This is a genomic window from Acetobacter senegalensis (assembly GCF_001580995.1).
Lineage (GTDB): Bacteria > Pseudomonadota > Alphaproteobacteria > Acetobacterales > Acetobacteraceae > Acetobacter > Acetobacter senegalensis.
The window spans coordinates 1-22,276 of sequence record NZ_LHZU01000095.1; the positions used below are offsets into that span (position 1 = coordinate 1).

General features: G+C 57.7%; 7 protein-coding genes. All 7 read right to left on the reverse strand.

Features of this window, described 5'->3' with window-relative positions; translation table 11 throughout:
• A partial coding sequence (locus AD948_RS02750) for a non-ribosomal peptide synthetase (protein ID WP_061470532.1) occupies positions 1–16,277 on the reverse strand: 16,277 nt, incomplete at its 3' end.
• A gap of 64 nt (positions 16,278–16,341) precedes the next feature.
• Complete coding sequence (locus AD948_RS02755) at positions 16,342–17,772, reverse strand: cupin domain-containing protein (protein ID WP_061470533.1); 1,431 nt, start codon at positions 17,770–17,772, stop codon at positions 16,342–16,344.
• 33 nt (positions 17,773–17,805) lie between these two features.
• Positions 17,806–18,543 (reverse strand): 4'-phosphopantetheinyl transferase family protein, encoded by a 738-nt coding sequence (locus AD948_RS02760; protein ID WP_061470534.1) that lies wholly within the window; start codon positions 18,541–18,543, stop codon positions 17,806–17,808.
• A complete protein-coding gene (locus AD948_RS02765) occupies positions 18,536–19,276 on the reverse strand; it encodes a thioesterase II family protein (RefSeq protein ID WP_061470535.1) in 741 nt (246 codons plus the stop codon). Before AD948_RS02765 ends, AD948_RS02760 begins: the two co-directional genes overlap by 8 nt.
• A 3-nt stretch (positions 19,277–19,279) precedes the next feature.
• Entirely contained in the window at positions 19,280–19,585 is a 306-nt protein-coding gene (locus AD948_RS02770) for an MbtH family protein (protein WP_082782268.1), read from the reverse strand.
• A gap of 458 nt (positions 19,586–20,043) precedes the next feature.
• Positions 20,044–21,072, reverse strand: coding sequence for a FecR family protein (locus AD948_RS02775; protein ID WP_061470536.1), 1,029 nt, complete (start codon positions 21,070–21,072; stop codon positions 20,044–20,046).
• A gap of 108 nt (positions 21,073–21,180) precedes the next feature.
• Complete coding sequence (locus AD948_RS02780; protein WP_169797375.1) at positions 21,181–21,687, reverse strand: sigma-70 family RNA polymerase sigma factor; 507 nt, start codon at positions 21,685–21,687, stop codon at positions 21,181–21,183.
• Between the last annotated feature and the right edge of the window lie 589 nt (positions 21,688–22,276).

The following is a 22,276-nucleotide window of genomic DNA, read 5'->3' on the forward strand; positions in this document are numbered from 1 at the left end:
CCCTCACCTGTTACATACCCCACGAGATGCGGTGTGCCACCGTGTTCCGACAGGATGACGACAGCGTCCTTCACCCCTGCACACTCGCGCAGGGCGGCCTCAATCTCGCCGGGTTCGATGCGGAAGCCGCGCAGCTTGATCTGCTGGTCGAGGCGTCCGAGGAACTCCACTGTTCCGTCCGCCCGCTGGCGGCACAGGTCGCCGGTGCGATACAGGCGACCGCCAGGGATGGCCGGATCCGGCACAAACCGCTCTGCGGTCAGTCCTGGCTGGCCCAGATAGCCGCGCGCCAGTGTCACGCCCCCAATGCACAACTCCCCAACACCACCACATGGAACAGACGCACCCGTCCGGTCCAGAACTTGCACGCTGCGTCCGGGGAAGGGTTTGCCAATCGGAACAACCGCGGCATCGCGGTCCGCATCCGTCGTCCGATGCGTCAGTGCCGTAACCGTCGTCTCCGTCGGACCATAGGTGTTTTCGAATATTGTGTCGCACAAAGACGTCTTGTTACTGACGGTATGACAGAGACGCCCTTCCAATGCTTCGCCACCTGTCATGAGCAGACGCAGAGAAAAGAGGGGACGATCGAGGGTATCGATCCAACTGCGCAGGAAGGCAGCCGGAAGATAACTGATGGTGATATCGCTATCCGCAAGCCTCTGCGTCAGTTCAGCAAAACCTGTCTCGCGTGTAGTGGACACCACCAGTAGCGCGCCATTGACCAGAGCCCCGAAAATATCTTCCACGGCCGCGTCAAAATTGACTGTCGAGAACTGCAGGATACGGTCCGCGGGCGAGATAGCGAACCGCCCAGTCACATCAGTGACGTGTTCAGCAAGACTCTGATGAGTGATCGCAACCCCTTTGGGGCGGCCCGTGGAGCCTGAGGTGTAGATGACGTAGGCGAGCTGGTCGGGATGGACCGGTGTCGCCAGCGGCGTGGCATCCTCACCGGTCACATCGGACAGCCGGACGATCTCCAGTCCGTCGAGCAGATCACCGAGGCTCTGCAGGGTTGCGTCATCGACCACCACGCGGCGCATGCCACTGTCGGCGATCATGTCGGCCAGACGCTCACGCGGATAGGCCGGGTCCAGCGGGACATAGGCTCCGCCTGCCCTGAGGATCCCCAGCAGGCCTGCGATCAGACCGGTGGAGCGCTCCACGCACAGGCCCACCCGCTCATCGGGGACGATGCCCAGAGCCAGCAGACGTCGGCCAATCTGGCTCGACCATTTGTCCAGATCGCCATAGGTGAGTAAGGTGCCCTCGCACGTCACGGCAACCGTGTCAGGACGGGTCGCTGCCTGTGCTGCAATCCGCTGCGTCACCGCCTCGAACGGATACACCACAGGCACACGTTGATGCGTATTGGACTGAACCTCAATTTCAGCGAGGATTTTCTGATCCATCTCAGGATCGGCCAACTGCTCCAAGATTTTGAAATACAGTGTGGTCAGCCGACCGACGTCCCCAATTCCCACGGCGTTCGTATCGAAGGTCCAGCGGACTTCCAGCCATCGCCCAGGCACAATCCCGAGAGACAACGGATAATGGCTGTGCTCGTCGCTCTGAACGGAGACGACCTTCAGTCCTGATGCAAACTGATCTTCCTTCAGAACGTCGGCGAGAGGATAGTTCTCATAGACGACAAGACTGTCGAAAAGCGCGTTCCCCCGCAGGCCACTCCATTTCTGGATATCGGAAAGAGACGTATATTCGCGCTCGCGCAATTCAGAATTCAGAACGTGCAGACGGCGGATCCATGCCGCAATACGTTCTTCCGGCGGGATATCAATCCAAAGCGGAAGCGTGTTGATCATCAGGCCGGGCATACGCTCCGCACCGGAGAGTTCCGGCGGACGCCCCGAAACTGTGACCCCAAAGGCCACCTCAGACCGCCCTCCCATGCGGGCCAGCAGAAGCCCCCACGCAGCCTGCATCAGAACACTCGGGGTTGTCCCATACCTGGCAGCCGCCGTGGGCACATCCCGCGTCAGCTTGTCGTCCAGGATCTGCGTGATGGTCCTGAAACCGTAACCATTGCCTTCAGGTTTTGCGAGCGCTTCGGTGAGCACGACCGGATCGTGTCGTTCCTCAAGCCTTTCTTGCCACCATGCCTGCGGGTCAGGCTGGCTGGCCCGCCATGTCATCAAATCCCGCAATGATGGCGTGGCAGGGAATGTCGACACACGTCCCGCATGCCGGGCTTCGTAATCGCGTACAATCTCTGCCAGAAGAGCGGCACTCCCCCATCCGTCGGTAATGGCATGATGGGCCGTCCAGACCATATCAACGGTCTGTCCAGGCGCGCGGAAAACAGCAATCCGCATCAAAGGAGCCTGCGCCAGGTCAAATGGCTGCTGCCTGTCCTGCACGTCCCATTCCCGTCGCTGCTCTGTATACGCAGCTGATGAGAGGTCCGACCAGTCAAACTCGGCCCAGGGGAGTGTTACCTGCTTTTCGACGATCTGAACCTGGTCAGTCACCGAAAAACGCACACGCAGCACGTCGTGACGCGCGAGGGCGGCCTCCCAGACACTGCGCAGAAGCGCGATATCGACGGTTCCACCCAGACGAATATGCTGCTGGTTGACGTAAACACCAGAATTCCCTTCCAGCTCTGTATGGAACACCAGCCCCTGCTGCAGGGAACTCATGGGAAAGACAGCTTCCGTATTGGGGCCATAGCCCGCCGGATCCAGAACGGAAGATGCGTCCGCAGCGTCAGAACCAATCTTTTGCCCCTTGTCTTCAAGAGGACACACGTGAAGCGCGGCTTCCATCACCGAAGGATAGCGTGCGACTGTTCCGGCTGTGAGAAGCAGACCTTTCTCGCGTGCGAACGCCACGACACGCAGGCTCAGAATGGAATCTCCTCCCAGAGCAAAGAAATTGTCCTGTCGGCTGACATCAGCCCGGCCAAGAGCCTGTTTCCAGCACTCCAGGAGAAGAGCCTCGGTCGTATCCACGATGACCTCATCAGAGCCAGCAGAAACTGTCTCGTCAGCGACGGACGGCAGTGCTGCCTGATTGATCTTGCCTCCGGGAAGAAGAGGGAGAGTGTCCATTGCGATTACGCGAGACGGGATCATGTAGGAGGGCAGTATTTCAGCCAGTTCAGCGCGGATACACTCTCCGCGTGATGCGGAACACCCGACATAAGCCACGAGTTTCTGCTCGCCCCCCCGAGTGTTCAGCAACACGGCTGCCTGGCGAATATCGGGCAGGCTGAGGAGCTTTGCTTCAATTTCGGCCGGTTCAATACGGTAGCCCCGGACCTTGATCTGCCGATCGACGCGTCCGAGGAACAACAATGCTCCATTGGCCAGAACACGACACTGATCGCCCGTCCGGTAAAGCCGCTGACCAGGACGCCATGGATCCGGCACAAATGCAGATGCTGTCTGGGCAGGACGCCCGACATAGCCCAGAGCAACGCCATCACCGCCGATACAGAGTTCACCTGCAACGCCCGTGGGAACAGGAATGCCATCTGCCCCCATGACCAGAACTTCACGCCCGTCAAACGCGAAGCCAATCGGCGTGCTCCCAACTGCCTGATAATCCGAACGGATCGGGAAGACAGTTGTGCCAACTGTGGCTTCCGAGGGGCCATAGATGTTGGTCAGGTTGACGTTCGGGAACGCTTTGGCCTGCCACGTCTGCACGTCAGCGGATAGCAATGCTTCCCCCCCAACGACGATGTTACGTAACGTCGCGGGCGCCGTCTTTGTTGTCGCGACCCATTCCCTGAAAAACGCGGTCGGCAGCGCGGCGAATGTTACGCCGGTCTGGCAAAGAAGCGTATTCAGTTCATGAACATCGTGATGCTCTGGCCCTGCAACGACGAGTGTCGCGCCCACTGCAAGTGCCGGAAAGATCTGTTCTACCGAAGCATCGAAGTTCGTGGAGAAGAACTGAAGCACCCGGTCTTTCGCGGAGAGCCCAAAGTAATCCAGATACTCCTGAACATGCAGATCAAGATTATGGTGTGAGACACACACACCCTTTGGCTGGCCGGTCGAGCCAGATGTGTAGACCAGATAAACGGGCTGTTGCGGTGAACACAGGTCAGCCCATGACGTGAGAGGGCCTGTCGGTTCCGCACAGGTCTCTTCAAAATCGAGAACAAACCCGTCCAGCTCAAAGGCTGAAGCGTCATGACCCGACGCATCTGTCACAATCCCGACAGCCCCGCTATCACCAGCAATGTAGGTGAGACGTTCTTTGGGGTATGCCGGGTCCAGCGACACGTACGCCCCGCCAGCCCGAAGCACTCCAGTCATGGCGACAATCTGGAAAATCGGGTCAGCACACGCCAGACCGACAACCTGTCCAGAGCGGACACCCCGTTCTAGCAGATGGCACGCCAGATCCGAAGACAGCTGGTCCAGCTCTCCGTATGTAAACGACCGCCTGCCATCCGCCAGCGCAATCGTCTCGGATGCCTTTTTCATGGTCTGTGCGAGACGCTGGTTGACTGACATGGGATCAGTCAGCGTGGGTTGTGCAGGCTCTGTGACCAGAGCGGAACAGAGTGTGTTGATGCTGTGGTCGTCCGGGATATCAGCGACCAGCGCATTCAGAATACGCACAAAGCAAGCAGCCATATCCGCGACAACGGTGCCGTCGAACAGTTCCGTGACATAATGCCAGCGGACCATGATACCAGTGTCACACTCCGACACGGAGACCGTCATATCTGCCTGCGTGTTCGGTGCAACAGGGGTGATGTTTTCAACGGTGACATCGGGCAGGTCAGGAAGGGCCAGCAGGCCCTGGCCACCATACTCGAACAGAACCTGCAGCGTTTCATCTGCAGTTCGTTCGGTGCCATCAAGGAGTTCGGCCGCAACCCGGTCATAGGGCACGTCACCGTTCGCAATGGCATCAAACACACAACCCTGAACGCCCTGCAGCAGTCCGCTGAGCGTCTTCTCTGGGGTAACGCGGGTCCGGATCGTCAGCAGATTGACGAAAAGACCGAAAATGGAGGCGGTTTCATCACGATGACGACCTGCCTCGGCAATCGTGATCCGAATGTCCTCCTGGTTGGTATAACGATAGAGCGTCAGAGTCAGCGCAGACAGCAAAACGGAAAACATCGTGAGGCCTCGGGAGGCTGCAAGACTATGCAAACGGCTGGCAAGCTCCTCCGGAACGACGACCTCTTCACATGCACCGGTGCGGCCACGGTTCTGATCCCTGTCTTCCCGGTAAGGCAGGGCGAGCCGATAGGGGGCGCATCCCAGTTCTTTTTTCCAGAACGCCAGTTGTGCCACTTCCAGGGCGATATCCCGATGTTCGATGAGCCACAGGGCGTAATCAGGATACTGGATGATCCCTTCCCGCTCCACGCTGAAGGAATCCCCGTTGCGATAGCGCGCGGATATATCGCGCATCATGTGGCCAAGAGACCAGGCATCCGCAGCAATATGGTGGACGGCAAATTGCAGAATGTAGACCTGCTCCCCAGTTTTTTGAATGCGCAGGCGGATCAGAGGACCATTCTGCAGATCGAAACGGCAGAACGAGGCTGGCGGAATGTTCAGATCTGTTTCAGAGAAATGATCACTGATCTCGACAAAATCTGCTTGTTGTGAATGAACCACCTGCCACGCGCCGGTGGTGTCGGTCTGATAAGTCGTTCGAAGAATGTCGTGTTCGGCGACGAAATCTGAGAAGACGCGGCTGAGGCGGTCGAGATCAACGGGACCTGTCAATCGGAGTGTGGCTGCAATCGTATAGTCTGTCCGCTGGGGTGCCACGTTCCATTCGTACCACAGGCGTGCCTGCGCTGGTGTCAGGGGGATCTGTTCGCGGTTCCTGTCGCGTGGAAGAATATCCGTTTTGCGAAAGACTGTGCCATTCTCGTCGAGAAGACGCGCATAGTCGCGTATGATAGGTGCATCGAAAATGTCATGCAGCGGAAGTATCCGTCCCGTCGACTTGTGAATCGCGGCCGCAAGTGCTGGCACCAGAAGCGAATGTCCGCCAATTTCAAAGAAATTGTCCTCAACGCCAATATCCTGACGGCCAAGCACCGCACACCATGCAGCCAGAACCAGGGCTTCTGTCTGCGTCACAGGTTTCTGGGCAACACGCGTTGACGAAGTTTCCAGTCCGGAAAGAAGGCGTTGCGTATCAAGCTTGCCGTTGATCGTTGTCGGTATGGTCTCAACAGTCAGAATTCGGCCGGGAACCATGTAGGAGGGATGGTGTGCACCAAGCCACGCGCGCAGCTCAATCGCCGAGATGTCGTGACCCGGGGCAGGAACGACAAATGCAAGAAGTTCTGGCAGGGCATCTGCCCTACTATTGATGACCACCACAGCGTCCGCAATATCCGCACGAGATAGCAAAGACGCGCGGATTTCACCTGTTTCAATACGATATCCGCGAATTTTGACCTGATGGTCGCGACGCCCGACATACTCAATATCGCCATCGGACTGGCGTCGGGCCAGATCGCCCGACATGTAGACGCGCGTGCCACTGCCCGCCGGATTCGGAACGAACCGCTCTGCCGTCAGCCCCGGTCGCCCGAGATAACCACGTGTCACGCCCGGGCCTGCGACAAGCAGTTCACCCAGACCGAAGACCGGAGATTGATCGATCTCCGGTGTGACCACCGCCAGAGCAAGGTCGGGCAGAGGTGCTCCGATCAGGCTTTTCGGGGGTGTATCCCCGGCTGCAGGAACCGGAACTGTCCTGAATGTGACATGAACCGTTGTCTCCGTGATCCCGTACATGTTGACGAAGACCGGTCCCGCCGTTTCGGAACCGTGCCGCCACTGACCGAGGATGGCCGGATCCAGCTTTTCACCCGCAAAAATCACAGATCGGAGATGGTCGGGATGGCTATCCTTCCCCGCGTTGACGACCGCGAGTGCCGAAAAGGCCGTGGGGGTCTGGCTGAGAATGGTGACATGTTCGCGACAGAGAAGTGCATGGAAAGCTTCCGCATTGCGGGCCTTGTCCTGAGGCACGATGACCAGCCGGGCGCCCGTCGTCAGCGCACCGAAAATCTCCCAGACAGAGACGTCAAAGGCGAGCGAATGAAACTGGCTCCATACATCGGATGTACGGAAGTTGAACAACTCATCGCTGGCCGCGAAAAGACGTTCGAGATTGCGATGCGTGACCGCCACGCCTTTTGGTCGGCCAGTCGAACCCGACGTATAGATCACATAGGCGAGCTGGTCGGGATGGATGTCTGTGTGCGGCGGCTCTATGCGATCTCCGTCACGCAAGTCGGAAATTGCAAGTACATCAAGCCCCTCGACACCAAGCGCCTCAAGGGCAGCCACACCATGTTCGTCCGCGAAAACGGTACGCACGCCGCTGTCCTCGATCATCATCTTCAGCCGGGCAGACGGATAGGCGGGGTCCAGGGGAACGTAGGCTGCACCTCCCATGAGGATGCCGACGATACCGGCGACTGCGTCCCTTCCACGATGCGCACACAGACCCACCCGGTCATCCGCACCAAGGCCCTTCCCGCTCACTGCGTGGGCGATACGCGCTGCATAGGCAGTGAGGTCGGCGTAGCGGACCGTCTGCTCCCCATCCACGATGGCGATTGCATCCGGTTGCACTTTTGCACGCTGTGCGATCTGGTGAGGTGTCGAGACAAACGGGAATGTCTGAGATGGCTGCAGCCAGTCCGGGGCAGAAGATCCCGTTCCCAGAATGGCTGCGACATTTTGCTCTGTCGCGCCATCCGCCGTCATGTGATCCAGAAGCGCGATAAACCCGCGCTCCACGGCAACGAGCATGGCGTCATCGAGCTTGCACCGATCCCACGTCCAACGGATCTCCATCCGCGAACCGGGCGTAATGGCCAGACAGAGCGGATAGTGCGGGAACTCCCGCATCTCATAGCTGGTTACGAGGGCGTCATTCCCCGTGGTCCAGCGTGTATCGAGACTGTAATTCTGGTAAATCAGCAGACTATCAAACAGTCCGGACTGCGGCAGCCCGCTCAGATTCTGGATGTCCGAGAGAGTGATATTGCAATGGGCCCGAAGTTCGCCGTTGAGCTTCTGCAACGTCTGCAACCAGCCTGCGAGGGGCATCTGAGCCGTAACATCCACCCACAGGGGAAGGGTCTGGATCTGAAGACCGACAAGGGACCCGTCCAGTCCGCCACCCGGCTGCTGCTGCGTGAAGGTCGTGCCCATGGCGATCTGTGACCGCCCTGAGAAGCGGGACAGCACGCAGGCCCATGCCGCCTGCAGGATCGTATGGGTTGTTACACCCAGTTCCTGTGCACGCAGACTCAGACGCGCAGAGAGATCCTCTGTGAGCCTATGGTAACGAAGACCAAAGCCGTCTTCCGGATGCTGCGGTGTGCCCAGCGCTTCGGTCAGGCTGCCCGGATCCCGGACATGCGTCAGGCGATTGCGCCACCACGACGCGCTCGTTTTCCGATCCCGGGTCCTGAGAACATAATTACGATAAGGCTGGACAAGCGGAAGCACCGCCTGAGAACCGTCACGATAGAGCGTCAGCACTTCGGACAGGATCTCACCCACACTCCATCCGTCCAACACGACGTGATGGAATGTCCACAACAGGTCGTACGCCCCGTCAGGACGTGTAGTACAGTGCAAACGCATAAGTGGCGCGCTGCCAATATCGAACCCAACGGCTCTGTCTTCTGCCATGAGAGCGTCAAATTGCTGGGTATAATCGGAGGACGTGCTCCAGTCATATTCGACCCACGGCAGTCTGGTATCGCGGTGGACGACCTGGACAGGAATCCCTCCTTCCAGATTATGGAAGGACGTCCGGAGAACAGTGTGACGGGCGACAACCTGAACCCATGCGTTTCTCAGTCGTTCAGGGTCGAAATCACGCACTAGCGTGATCCGGAGCTGGTTGAGATAATGCCCGTTCTTGTGATCCAGCGCCGCCTGGAGGAGTAACCCCTGCTGCAGAGATGTCGTCGGATAGATATCCACAATATCGGGAATAGCTGCCGCTAATGCAGCCAGTTGTGTGCCTGATAGTCTGGCGTCCGGAAAATCAGAGACCGTCCAGCACGGTGCCGCCGATGACAGGTGCTCAAGCATTACAAGCAGGGTATGATTGAAGCAGGAAACAATGTCCCGAGCCCGTTCTTCGGGGATACGGCGTGAATCAAAATCCCAGCGCGCGCGCAGACACCCTTCCCTGACACAGGCCACGATGGACACGGCTTCGTTGTCCCGGATCGGCCATGGCAGCACGTCGGCATCGCCGACAGGAACGCTGATCAGCGATGACCGGCTTCCATATGGCATTATGACCGGAAACCGAACCCGAATATCGGCACCCGGCAGGCTCGTGGCTTTTCCGCGGAGATCATCGTCGTCTGCAATGCGCAGGAGACTGAGGGATAGCGCATGTGCGCTACACTGGCGGATCTGATCCTTGGTGTGTATCAGGAACGCATCAAGCGGTCCGTTGTTTCTGATCGGAGCAAGGGCTCTGACGGAGAAGCATCCCACGGTCCGTACGGCGTCCGTGCCGTTCCCGCCCCCGCACCGTCCTGGCACACTGACATTGACGACAGCGTGGGATTGATCACAGCAGGCTCCCACAGCCCGCACTGTCGCCGCGACGACAAGTTCCTCGGGTGTCAGACGATAAACGCGGCTGGCCTCTTCAATCAGACGTGCAGTTCGGACGGGATCCATCTCCCAATCCAGCAGACATGCACTCTCTGGCTGTGCTTCCCGTGACATGTCGGGAGCCGTAAGCGCTGGTTCCATCCCGGCAAGGCTTGTTTCCCACCAGCCGAGCGCCTCCTGAAGCGCGACCTGGTCCGCACCCGCTTTCGTCACGGCAGCCACCCACTCGCACCAGTCAGGTCGCGACACTGACGGCATTCCAGCGACCTGCGGCGAGAGACAGGTCGCAAGCTCGCCGCGGAACACACACCAGGATGCCTCGTCCGCTACAAGTCCGTGGACTGTCAGAACCAGACGCGCAGACTGGTCCGGAAGGACGACCCAGCTTGCTTTCAGCAGATGGCCGCTTGTCGGGGAAAGGCTTGCTTCCTGCTCGTCAGCAATCGCCTGAAGGTCATCCTGTACTGACGTGCTCGTCCGCAGATCAACATAGGCGACGTCGGGAACCAGGACATCGCTGAGACGGGCCTGTACCCATTCGCCAGCGTCAGAAATCCAGAACCGCATCCGCAAGGCGTCATGTCTGTGGACGATACGCGTAATAGCCTTTTCGATCGTCGCGAACGCAGGCGGCTTGCCATGAACCCATTCAAGGAATTCCGTGCGTGCCGCTTTTTGCTCTCCACGCGCAACTGCACTCAGGAACTCGCATTGGGCCGATGTGAGGGAAAGCGCGCGATCAGACTGCACTGCGTTTTGCCGCTTGTGCAGACATTCCGCCTGTTGCGCAATCGTCGGATAATCAAAGATATCGCGAGTTCCAAGCGCTAACCCTACCTCTTCCGCCCGTTGCTGAACACCAAGGGCCAGGATGGAATCCCCACCAACGACGAAGAAGCTGTCATGAACGCCAAAATCGGTGCGTTTGAGGACATCCTGCCAGATACCGCAAAGCTGACGCTCTGTCTGGTTACGAGGCACTGACGACGCGCCCTGCCCTGCACCCTGACGCAAAGGAACAGGCAGACGCGCGCGATCCAGCTTGCCGTTGACGGTCAGAGGGAAGTGATCAAGGAAGATAAAGACATTCGGCACCAGATAGGCGGGCATCCGTTCGAGAAGCCACGTGCGCAATGTATCATCGCTGGGTCGCCGTGCAGCTGCATTGACGAGATAGGCCACCAGAGTCGCATTTTCCGCGTCCTGCTGGTCAAGCTTCACGAGCGCTTCACTGATGGCTGGATGATGACGCAGGGTGGCTTCGATTTCGCCCAGTTCCACACGAAAACCGCGAATTTTGACCTGATGATCCAGTCGACCGAGATAGCAAACCTCTCCATTCGCCCACGTGCCGCCTTCATCGCCCGTGCGATACATCCGGCTGCCATTGCCATCGGGATCCGGGACAAAACGTTCGGCAGTCAGACCGGGACGCCCCAGATAACCACGTGCCAGTCCGTCGCCCGAGATCGTGATCTCGCCGCATGACATGGCCGGGACAGGTGTCAGTGCATCGTCACGCACCTGCACTCGCAGATCGGGAATGGGTCCGCCGACAAAACTCTCGTCTGTCCTGCGCGCTACATCGTCAGGGGAAATTACCCGGTAGGTTGCGTGAACGGTTGTTTCGGTCGTCCCGTACATGTTGATCAGAACCGGGGCCTCATCACCCCGTATGTCCAGCCAGGGCGCCAGCGCCGGTGGATCGAGTTTTTCTCCTGCAAACACGACGTGACGGATAGAGGAGAGCGGCTGTTCTGCCTTCATGTCCACCCGCATCAGGGGCATGAAGGCGGAAGGTGTCTGATTCAGAACCGTGGCGTTCTCGTCACGCAGCAGCTTGTGGAACAGCACAGGGTCACGTGTGGTCCAGAACGGCACGACGACCAGCGTTGCACCGTGGGTCAATGCGTTGAAGATTTCCCAGACGGAAACGTCAAACGCGAAAGAATGGAACATCGGGATGACGTCTGTCGGCCCAAAATCGAACCACATGTCGGTCGCGTCCAGCAGACGAGAGACATTCCGGTGGGTAATGCCGACCCCTTTGGGTGTCCCGGTCGAGCCCGAAGTGTAAATCACATAAGCCAGCTGATCAGGGCAGACCAGCACATTTACCGGTGACGGTGCGTCTCCCTTACCCGCTTCGGCAAGACTCTCTGCATCTGTCATGTCCAGCCTAGAGATGACCTTCTCAACACCTTCGGGCAGCGAACTGTCGCGCACGATGTGCGTCATTTCGCAGTCGGCAATAATGAACGCAAGCCTCGCCGGGGGATAAGCCGGATCTAGTGGGACGTACGCGGCTCCTGCCCTGAGGATGCCAAGCATTCCCGCAATCATCGCGGGAGAGCGGTCCAGACAGAGCCCAACGCGCTCCTCGGGACCGACACCTTTTGACAGGAGTTCTGCGGCAATGCGCGTCGACCACGCATCCAGTTCGCCATAGGTCAGTGCCGTGTTGCCATACCGCACAGCGGTTGCAGCCGGACGAAGCCGCGCCTGTTCCGCAATGCGGGCCATCACCGGCATGAAATCGAAAGTCCGTAGCTCCGGCAGGACCTCACTGCCACATGAGAGGGTGATCTGTGCCAGTGGCAATGTGATGTTTTCGGGAGTGACGAGTTGCGTGAGCACCTCGAGAAGATGAGACGTGAACTGTCGGGCTGTCTCGTCGCCAAGATGGACGGCCTCGCCATCCAGCCGGAGCTGCCAGCCAGCATTCCCCTTCAGGATGGTCAGCGTCAGATCGACCTGCCCATTGCCAGGAAGAACGTCCAGACCGGCGACAGAGGCCCGACCAAGATGGTGAAAAGTGCCTAGACTATCGGGGAGCATGTTGAACATGACCCGAAAGAACGGGTTCTCGTTCCCCTGACGCATGGGGTTCAATGCTGCAACGATTTTCTCAAAAGGTGCGGCCTGATGGGCCAGCCCATCCAGCATTGTCTGGTGGACCGATTTGACATAATCCGCACGGACGATGGCTGTGGAGACACCAAGCCGCAGCGGCAGCGTATTCATCAGCGGCCCGACAGTGGTCAGCGTCTGCTGCAGGACACGGCCACTGACCGGCATTCCAATGACCAGATCATTGCGGTTGGCGTAGCGCACCAGTGTCATGGCGTAGGCTGACGCGAAAATCGAAGCGGCTGATACGCCCTGACTGAGCGCGAACGTCTCAATCTTCTCCGTCAGCCCTGTTCCGAGATCGCGGACAATAACAGGCGAGGGACCTGTTTCGTCGTATGCAGCAGGTATAGCGTTGCGTGCCAGGGAAACAGGTTGTGGTGCGTCTGCCAGAACCTGTCGCCAGTAGTCCAGATCGTTATCAGCCGACGCACACAATTTACGCTGCCACTGCGGATCATAAAACGATGGGGTTGCATCTGGCAGGTCTGCCGGGTCTCCACCACATTCTTCCGCATAGAGCGCCGAAAGCTCGGTCAGAAGAATGCCGCCCGACATCCCGTCAGCCACGATGTGATGCAGGGAGAAGCCCAGGATAGTCTGCCCGGACCTGACCGTTCCGAAGAAAACCCGCAGCAACGGCCCGACCAGCAGATCAAAAGGCTGGCGGACAAGAGCATTGATCTGCGTCTTCAGCCTGTCTTCCGTTGTCCCGATCACGGACTGCCATGCAAACCGGGGCTCACTAGCCACGGAGACCGTAGGTTTGCCGTCGGGGCCAGGTCCAAATATGGTCCGCAGGCTATCATGACGCATTACAAGGCGGTCCATTGCCCGACGAAGTGCGCCTTCATCCAGCGGATCCACCGTTTCCATGATGCATCCAATGGTATAGGCCGGGCTGGTCGGCGCGACCCTCCAGAGGAACCACATCGCTTCCTGCGTCGGTGAAAGCACCGGATTGTCGGAGACGGGTGCCTCCACGCCAGCGGTTGGGCCGGACGGCTCTTCCCGCTCGGAACATATCGTGACAGCAGCGCCGAGTGTACGTGGTGTTCTGTGCGCAAACAAAGTTGCCAACGAGATGTTACGACCTGAGCGCTCCTGCAGGCGCGCGATCAGGTCCGCTCCTGTAAGCGACGTACCGCCTGCAGCAAAAAAATCCTGGTCATCACTGTCTGGTGCTTTGCCAAGCACTGCTTTCCACGCCTCACGAACCATCCCGGAGACCTGACTGTCAGGAGCAGCCGGAGTATCAAACGCGCGCGGATCAGGGACATCACCCCGGGCATAGAGAACATCGAGCATGCCTGCCTGCCAGTCTTCCAGACAGGTCGAACGCCGGATCTTGCCGCTGGAGGTACGCGGGAGACTTCCCGGCTCCAGAAGAAGGCACACGAGTGGCGCCGTATTGTAATGCGCCGTAATCTCCGCGCACACTTGGTCCGCAATGGTTTTTCCGCCGACACGGCGATAAGCGATACGCGACACTTCGGCCGCAACCCCTATGCCCGGTCCGTTAGGACCCTGCACCTGAAACGCGGCCACACGTCCCTTGCGCAACTGCGGCACGGCATGGCCAACCAGACGCTCGATATCCTGCGGATAGACATTCTGTCCGTTAAGGATAATCAGATCCTTCAGACGCCCCGTGACATAAACATGGCCATCCATGACAAATCCGAGATCACCGGTTCTGAGATAGGTCCGCCCATCAGCTGGCAGGACGGTCTGAAAAGCGTCTTTCGTCTCGCGGCGCTTGCGCCAGTAACCATGAGCGATCCCGGGGCCGCTCACCCACAGTTCACCAATCTGTCCGTTGTCGAGAACTTCTTTGGTCGTGGGCTCGACAACATGCAGTACGGTGTTCTCGGCCATGGGACCGCAAGACACGATCGCCTGACCGGCGGGGCTTCTTCTCCCCTCACCTGCCGCAAGAGCCGTTGTCTCGAATGTGCGTCCCCAATCGGCTTCACCAATGAGCCCGCCTGAAATCAGCAGTGTCGCTTCCGCCATGCCGTAACAGGGGAAAACCGATGTTTTCCGAAAGCCAAAAGGCGCAAACTTTTCGGCAAACCCATCAAGGGTAGTCTGCTGGATGGGCTCGGAGCCACAATAGGCGATACGCCAGGAAGCCAGGTCGAGCGTTTCACAGGCTGCGGGCCCGATCCGGTCGAGACAGAGCTGATAGGCAAAATCGGGCCCGCCACTGACAGTCGCGCGAAAGCGTGACACAGCCGACAGCCAGCGCGATGGCCGCTCGAGGAAATGCTGGGGCGTCATCAGAATCAGCGGGAAGCCAACAAACAAGGGAGCCAGCAGCCCGCCAATAAGACCCATGTCGTGATAGAGGGGCAACCAGCTGACCATCATATCCTGGTTCGTGAACGCCATGGCGCGGCTGATCGCGCGTTCATTCGCCATGATGTTCGCATGGGTAACCATGACGCCCTTGGGCGCAGAGGTTGACCCCGATGTGTATTGCAAGAAAGCCGTGTCTGCAGGTTTCAGCGCAACTGGCGTCCAGGCAACCGTCCCCGATGGGCGCGCGATGACTTCGCGCAGGAGTTCCTCACCAACCACTCCTGCCGTCACACGCACGTCCTGCTGTTGAGCGGAGACAAGGACAACAGCAGGTTCGCAGTCGTCCACCATTCCGTCAAGGCGGGCAAGGTGATGCTGATGTCCTGCCTCTCCCGGGAAGGCAGGTACTGCGATCATGCCAGCATAGAGGCAGCCAAGAAATGCCGCGACAAATTCTGGCCCGCTGGGCAGCGCAAGAAGCACCCTTTCGCCAGCCTCGGCCCTGTTGCTCAGATCGGCCGCGACTGCTCTTGCCCATCGGTCCAGTTCCGCATTGCTGAGCTCGTCAGTGATCTGCTCGCCGTCCCCCAGAAACGACAGGGCGACGGCATCCGGATCCTGCACTGCGCGGTTTTGAAAGAGTGCTGGCAGAGTTGAATATTTCTGTTCTTCCTGACGGCGGCTTCGGGAGAGAAACGGACATTTTCCGGTTTCAGGCGCATCTGTGTCAGGCAGAAAATACTGTTTCCATTCACGGTTTTTCGGATCACCATAAATGCCGGTGTCAGGATGGGCAGCTACACCGTCATCCCATTTAAGAAGCCGATCACGGACCACCTGACGGGCTGCAAGGCTGATCTCCTTGCCGGTGTTCGGATCCATGAATACGCTGCGTGGCTGAAACAGCATGAGCATGCCGGGGCCGAGATTGCGACTTTTGCGCCGCTGGTAGGTCGGGCCACACCCAACCGCAAACATTTCCATGCCCGCAAATGTAAATTCCCATGCAGCGTCATCGGGCAGCGGTTGATCCTCGACATTTTCCGTAGTGTCGTGATCGTGCAGATACTGCAGAATATGCCAGCAGAATGCCCTGAATTCCTCATGCGTCTGAGGTTCGGTCTCCGGTTCAAAGAACACGGCAAGATTGTTCTTTTCATGCTCGATACTCACCGAAAGCTCGGCAAAATAGCGCATGGTATCCGGAAGTGCTGTCAGATCACGCGCATTGACCAGAGTGTAGAACATCTCCTTCCGTCGCTCGGCAATACTGCCAAAATAACAGGGAAATTCCGGATGGGTGACCTGCTCATGGAAGAGCGTATAGCTGTCAACGAGCCATTGCGGTGGGGCGTCCAGACCCAGTGTCCGACCGAGAATGATACGCTTTGTCCAATGCTTTGGATCGCCTTCGGCATCCAGCTTCACGCCGTCGACCATGGCAAGCTCCCTTACTTCATGCACACCTCAAGGAAGCGTGCAGTCATTTCATCAATGTTTGTAATCAGATATTTGCGCCACGGGCCCAGTTCGACAGGGATGTAATCCACTCGTCGGGAATGATCGGCTGGTGGTAGACGCATTCGTCGGACTCAATAGACGAGCCATGGAGCCGTCCTTCGGGGATCAGAATCATGTCCCCCGGCGCCAGCCTTACTTCCATGAAAGGGTTGCCCCAGAACACCATGTTACCTGATTCCACCGTCACCAGGCGGTGATCACTGTGAACATGGGTTGTGGAGCACATGTCCCGTGGCTCAACGAATGTCTCACGATCAATGTCTGGACATTCAGCATTGATGCGTTCGGTAATGACATGAGCAAGACGCAGATGCTCCTCGGCAGAGGATAGCCATGCAAGCTGGTCGTGCAGGTTATCACGGGCGCACTCGGCAAGCCGCACTGCGGCGGACAGACCGCGCGAGACACGCAGGAGACCTTCAGTTCCGAATTTTTCTTCGACCTGTGTCAGCATTTTTTCGAAACGCGAGACAAGCTCAACCGTCGTAACGTCCGAAAGGTCGCTCAACGCTTTGGGATCATCATACCCAAAATCTCCGGCGACTTGCCCGATCAGGCAGCCAAACGCAATCCATTGCGCGGATGCCGCAAAGGCTGCGCCGCACAGATCAAGGGCTCGGTCAGGTCGACGTGCCAGTGCGTTGAGGAAATTACATGAACCCAGACTGGTCGAGAGATAGAATTGCCAATAGGAGTGCGCCGCACCATCTACGCCGCACTGCCGCGCGATATCGCCCAGAAGTGCGTCACCGGGAAATTCGGAGGACAGCTCGGGACGCAGTTCTTCAGGAAGCCATGAGAAGTAACCCGAGGCAGCAGCCCGGGCCAGCGCCACCCGCTTCGTGTCAAGCAAGCTCCACATCTGGATCAATGAGCAGCGCATGCCATCAATCAGATAGTTGCGTGAACGGATCATCCGGGCCAGTTTTCCCCACAGAGCCCCTTCGTCACGCAGCAGGCCATCGAGCTGGGCAATGATCTCAGCCTTGTCTGCCGTCGGCTCATCGACACTGGTAAAATCAAACGAGAAATCTTCAAGAAACCCCTGAATGGACGTTCCCAGAACCTGCACCTTTTCGCTGTAAAATGCGTCAAACGCCGCAAATTTTTCTGCCGTTGCGGGAACAGGGAGAACGGCTGTCCGTGTATCGTTGATACAGAACAGAATGCGCTGAGCCGCGAAAAAGGGCAGACGGCGATAGGTGTTGCGTCTGACCGGCTTGCCGAATGGAAGAAATTCAAGATCCTCAGGCCGGAGCGGACGGCGGTAAAAGTCACCTTTGAGCACAAGCTCCTCAACCACAGCGCTGCGATACTGGGGGAGTGCTGCATATTCGATAATGCGCTCGCGTGTCTCAACACGCGTTTCGGTGTGCTGCTCAAAAGGGAAAAGTTTGGGCAAACGAGAAGACATCACTCAACTCCTTGTGGCGCTTCCTCGCGCCAATTAATGTTTGCGCGTGGACTGCACGATTGGCGACGGAGCCTCATAGGCGAGAGCGCATTGCACTTCCTCGCCCAGTTTCACGTCGCACAGGCTCCACAGACGCCCGTCCGGACCGGTCACTGAGCTCAGGTCCGGCGCGGAAGGATCAATGATGCTGATCTGCTGCATCGTGTCGTGCAGACCGAACCCGACAGCCTTGAAAAGGGCCTCACGGCGAACCCAGATATTCAGGAAGGACCAGTCGGGATCTGGTTGCTCGGAAATGTAACGCTGTTCGGTTTTGTGCAGGGCTACGGCGGCTACAGCATGCCGGTCCGTCCGTCGGGAAATGAGTTCCACGTCCACGCCGACAGGACCGTGGTGACTGACGGCCAACACCCATATGCCGTCCGTGTGAGACCAGTTGAAAAAGACCGACTGTCGGGCGTCGAGGTATGGTTTGCCGAACGGCCCCTTTTGAAACGTGATCTTCTCCGGTGCCATATCCAGATAGCGTGAGAGAACGCCTCTGATCCATGACCGCCCGGCCTCAAAGGAGAGGCGGTCGCGCGCCTCCCGGAATCGCTGGGCACGTTCCAGTTCATCGTAGCTGAGCACACGGATATCAGCGGGCGCACGCGAAACGTCGCGATACCATACATCGACACCAGCTACCGGAGAGATGGGCTGAGACTCCGTTGCGCTCAACCGATCGGGTTGCATCCCCGCTATCGCTGGAGAATGCATATGCTCAGACATGTTCGTGCCGTCCTTCGCGTACCATCGCCAAGCGTGTCACGATCTCATGGATGACGGCATCCTGACTGGTCTGCAGAAAGAAGTGTCCACCCTCAATCGTAGTGGACGAGAAATCCGACGAGACCGTAACTTCTGCCCACCTCTCCAGACTTCCCTCCTTTTCGTTGACCTCGTCATCGCCGGTGCCCCGCAGAACATGCACAGGGCAGCGCAGTCGTGGTTCAGGCGCGAACTCATAGGTGCCGGAAAGGTGAAAATCAGCGCGTAGAACGGGAAGAATGAGATTGAGTAGCTCGATGTTTTCAAGGAGTTCTGGCGGCGTTCCAGAAAGTTCGCGTAACCTCTCCACAAACTCTTCATCAGGACAGCTTAGCCAGTGGTCATCCCATTCCCGGCATGCGGGCGCTGCGCATCCCGAGGCGCAAAACCACATAGGCGACGGACGCCCGACACGCATGAGTGATTTGGCGACTTCGTAACCAAGGATCGCCCCAAGACTGTGGCCAAAAATCGCATAGCGGCCGGAAATCTGTCCGGATATCTGCTGTTGCATGTCAGCAATCGCATCCGGCCAGGTCGTAACAGGCTTTTCGGAAAAACGTGAGCCACGACCAGGAAGAGAGAGAGGCACCGGTCTGATCCAGGCCGGCAAACGTGACAGCCAAGGGCGGAAAATATTCCCATTCCCACCGGCATACGGAAACAGAAACAGGGTCACCGGTGCCTGGGTCATCTCTCAGACCCCCTGTTCAACCTTGGGAGCCTCTACTTTTACGGCAGCCTTTTCGACAGCAGGTGTTGCTTCGGGTGGAGTCCAGATCGGCTTGCCGGTCCGGGCAGACTCTTCCATGGCCTTACGGAGCGACAGCGGGCGCATATCCACCCAGACCTCGTCGATATAGGACAGACATTCCTGCTTCTTCCCCTGCTTGCCAACAGCACGCCAGCCGGCGGGAATGGGCTTGTAGGTCGGCCAGATGGAATACTGTTCCTCGTCATTGATAACGACATCAAAGACGGTGTTTTCGTCACCCCAACTCATGGCAATACATCCTTTCAAGACATGACCTGCCCGCCCGAAGATGGGACGGACCAACAGCACGGGTGCGCAGCATGAGTCATCTGCTTGTGCAAATGCGAGGCGGTTGCACCACGTCTGCGGAATAGACGCTGGTTTAAAAAGAAAGTTAACCGAGCCTGTCTTGGTTTTCGGGAATTAGTTCAATTGTGCCGACATTAAATATTGGTGAAACGATATTATCGGACGACCATTCTTCCAAGATAGATAAACGCCCGGTCTATTCTTCGAGGCATACACATCTGTTCAGGGCCATCATCTGCCGGAGCGTCTGCCAAATGACAGCTGGGTATCCTGAGATACTTCCCAGCAGAAGACCGGCAGACTGTTTTCAGCCGCTCTGATTTATCGCTTGGAATACGCCTGCACCTTATAGGTTTGTCTTGGAGGTCTTTGCCGTTATACGACCGGAGATTATCTGCCTAGCTACCCTCGTCGCTTGACGCTCGCGTGAATCTGACCATGGCGACATGTCCACCATACTCGTTAACGTCGCCGTGACGCGCACTGACAAGCATTTTTAGCGCGTCGAGTGGATGGTTCAGATCGTAGACGCCACCGATTTCGGTACGAGCAGACATTGGTCCGGAAATCATGACGTAACCTGGGTAGTAACGCCGGATAATACTCACAAGATCGCCCATTGGGATCCCTTCGACGGACAGTATACCGGTCTGCCATGAACCAACGGTGTCGGGCGAAACCTGTGTCACATTGGAACTCTGCGGGTTTTCCAAATCCACATCCAGCTGTTCTCCGGCCCCCAGTTCCGTTGCAGCATCACGGTGTGATCCGGTTTCCCGCACGGAAACCCGCCCTTCACGCACCGCGACCGCCAGATGGCCACCCGCCTGCCTGACGTTGAACGCCGTTCCAATATCCTTTACCGCGAACGACGCAACTTTGACGACAAACGGATGCCGCTCGTTGTGCACCACCCTAAAATAGGCTTCGCCATGCAGCAGTGTCACACCGCGCAAAGCCGGATCATGACTCAGGGCCACGGCACTACGGGCGCCAAGCACGACCTCTGACCCGTCTGCCAGAGCAATGGTTCTGTTGACTGCGGTACCCGTTGAATAATCTGCACGCCACCAGTCGCTGAGATCGGGGACCAGAATCATCAGGGCGGCGCACGCTACCGCCAGTCCGCCGGTCAGACTGACACCAAAATATCTTCCGAATAGTCCTGATGGACGATCACGCCTCAGTTCCCGTGAGAATGGTATGGAGGCCGCGTTGGCACGTGACGCCCTCCGTTCCGATTCAATCGTCAATCTGGCAAATGCCCGGACGCGCTCCGCACGGTCCCATGCCTGCTGATGTTGTGGAGACGCGGCACGCCATTCCTCAAACTGACGTCGAACGTCAGAGTCATGGGGATTGTCGTTCAGCCGAAGCTGCCACGAGATCGCCTGCTCACGCAAATCAGGAGAACGAGTTTCAGTCATGGGCTCACATAATAGACAGCGATTAACGCAGTGAGCCGCTCAGTCGACTGCACTCTTCCTTCTTATAGACGAGTTTCCATCAATCACGCCAGAGAACAGCGAAAGCGCTCAGTCAAAGTCGATAAGACACTCGTCGAGTACCCTAGACGCATTTTTCACAATTTTATTAACGTAGGGAGCGGAAACATTCAGCATCTTCGCCACTTCTTTCTGCGAATAACCCTGAATCTGAACCAGCTCAAACGCCCGCCGGGTCTGCGCTGGCAGTTGCTGCAGCACAACGGACATTCTAGCCATATGCTCGCGCGCCACGACATCACGTTCTGGCGTAACCATATCCGCCAGCGCCTTCTCTTCTCGCTCGTGAAGTTCGTCCCGGCATTCGGGCACAGTAAACGAGCGGCGCAACGACAAAGGATCGCGGGTCTCACGCCGCATCGCGTCAATCGAGAGGCGATAGACGACGCTCCAAAGAAACTGGAAGGGACGTTTGATGTCCCGCGCAGCGGTGTCTGCCGTCATCCGGAGATAGGCTTCCTGCACGATCTCCTCGCCTTTCCAGCGACAGCCCATAAGGCGCGTCGCAAGCGCATGCAGTTGCGGCCGATGGCTCATGTACTCGCCAAGGAGTCGGTCTTCCACGCTCGTCACACTCACCGCCGTGTTCCTCCCGCTGATCGGGTTACTGCCGAAGGTTTCTAATCGCTGGTCCAATATCGTGATCGAGATTCACCCGAACGAGGATTACACTTATTGCAATCCATTCTTAATTGCAAGCTACGATTTCATGTTGCGACCTGATCGAATACGCATGCCTGCCGCCTGTTTTTCGCAGTCAGTTAATTTTCCTCGGGACACGACGTCTACTGAACACCTGCTTCATGAAGGTGATTGGAAAGCTGAACGTACGGAGCAGATAAATACAGAAATAAAATTGTCTCCACAGATATTTTTGATAACTTTGTTTTTTACATCGAAAAAGGGCCCAAACCCTGTGAGGTTGGCGTCCTTTATTTGTTACTGCTGTTACGGCACTCAACTTCTTCTGAAGTGAGGTCCTACCGTCTGACGGTACCAAGATTAAAGGAATACGTGGAGGGTTCGAAAAACCCTCTGGTTTTGAGCCTTTCTCTGTGATTCCCTCTCTTGTGTGATGACTGGAAGAGTGGCTCATGACGCAGTCTGGTTTCTTTGATGTTGAAGA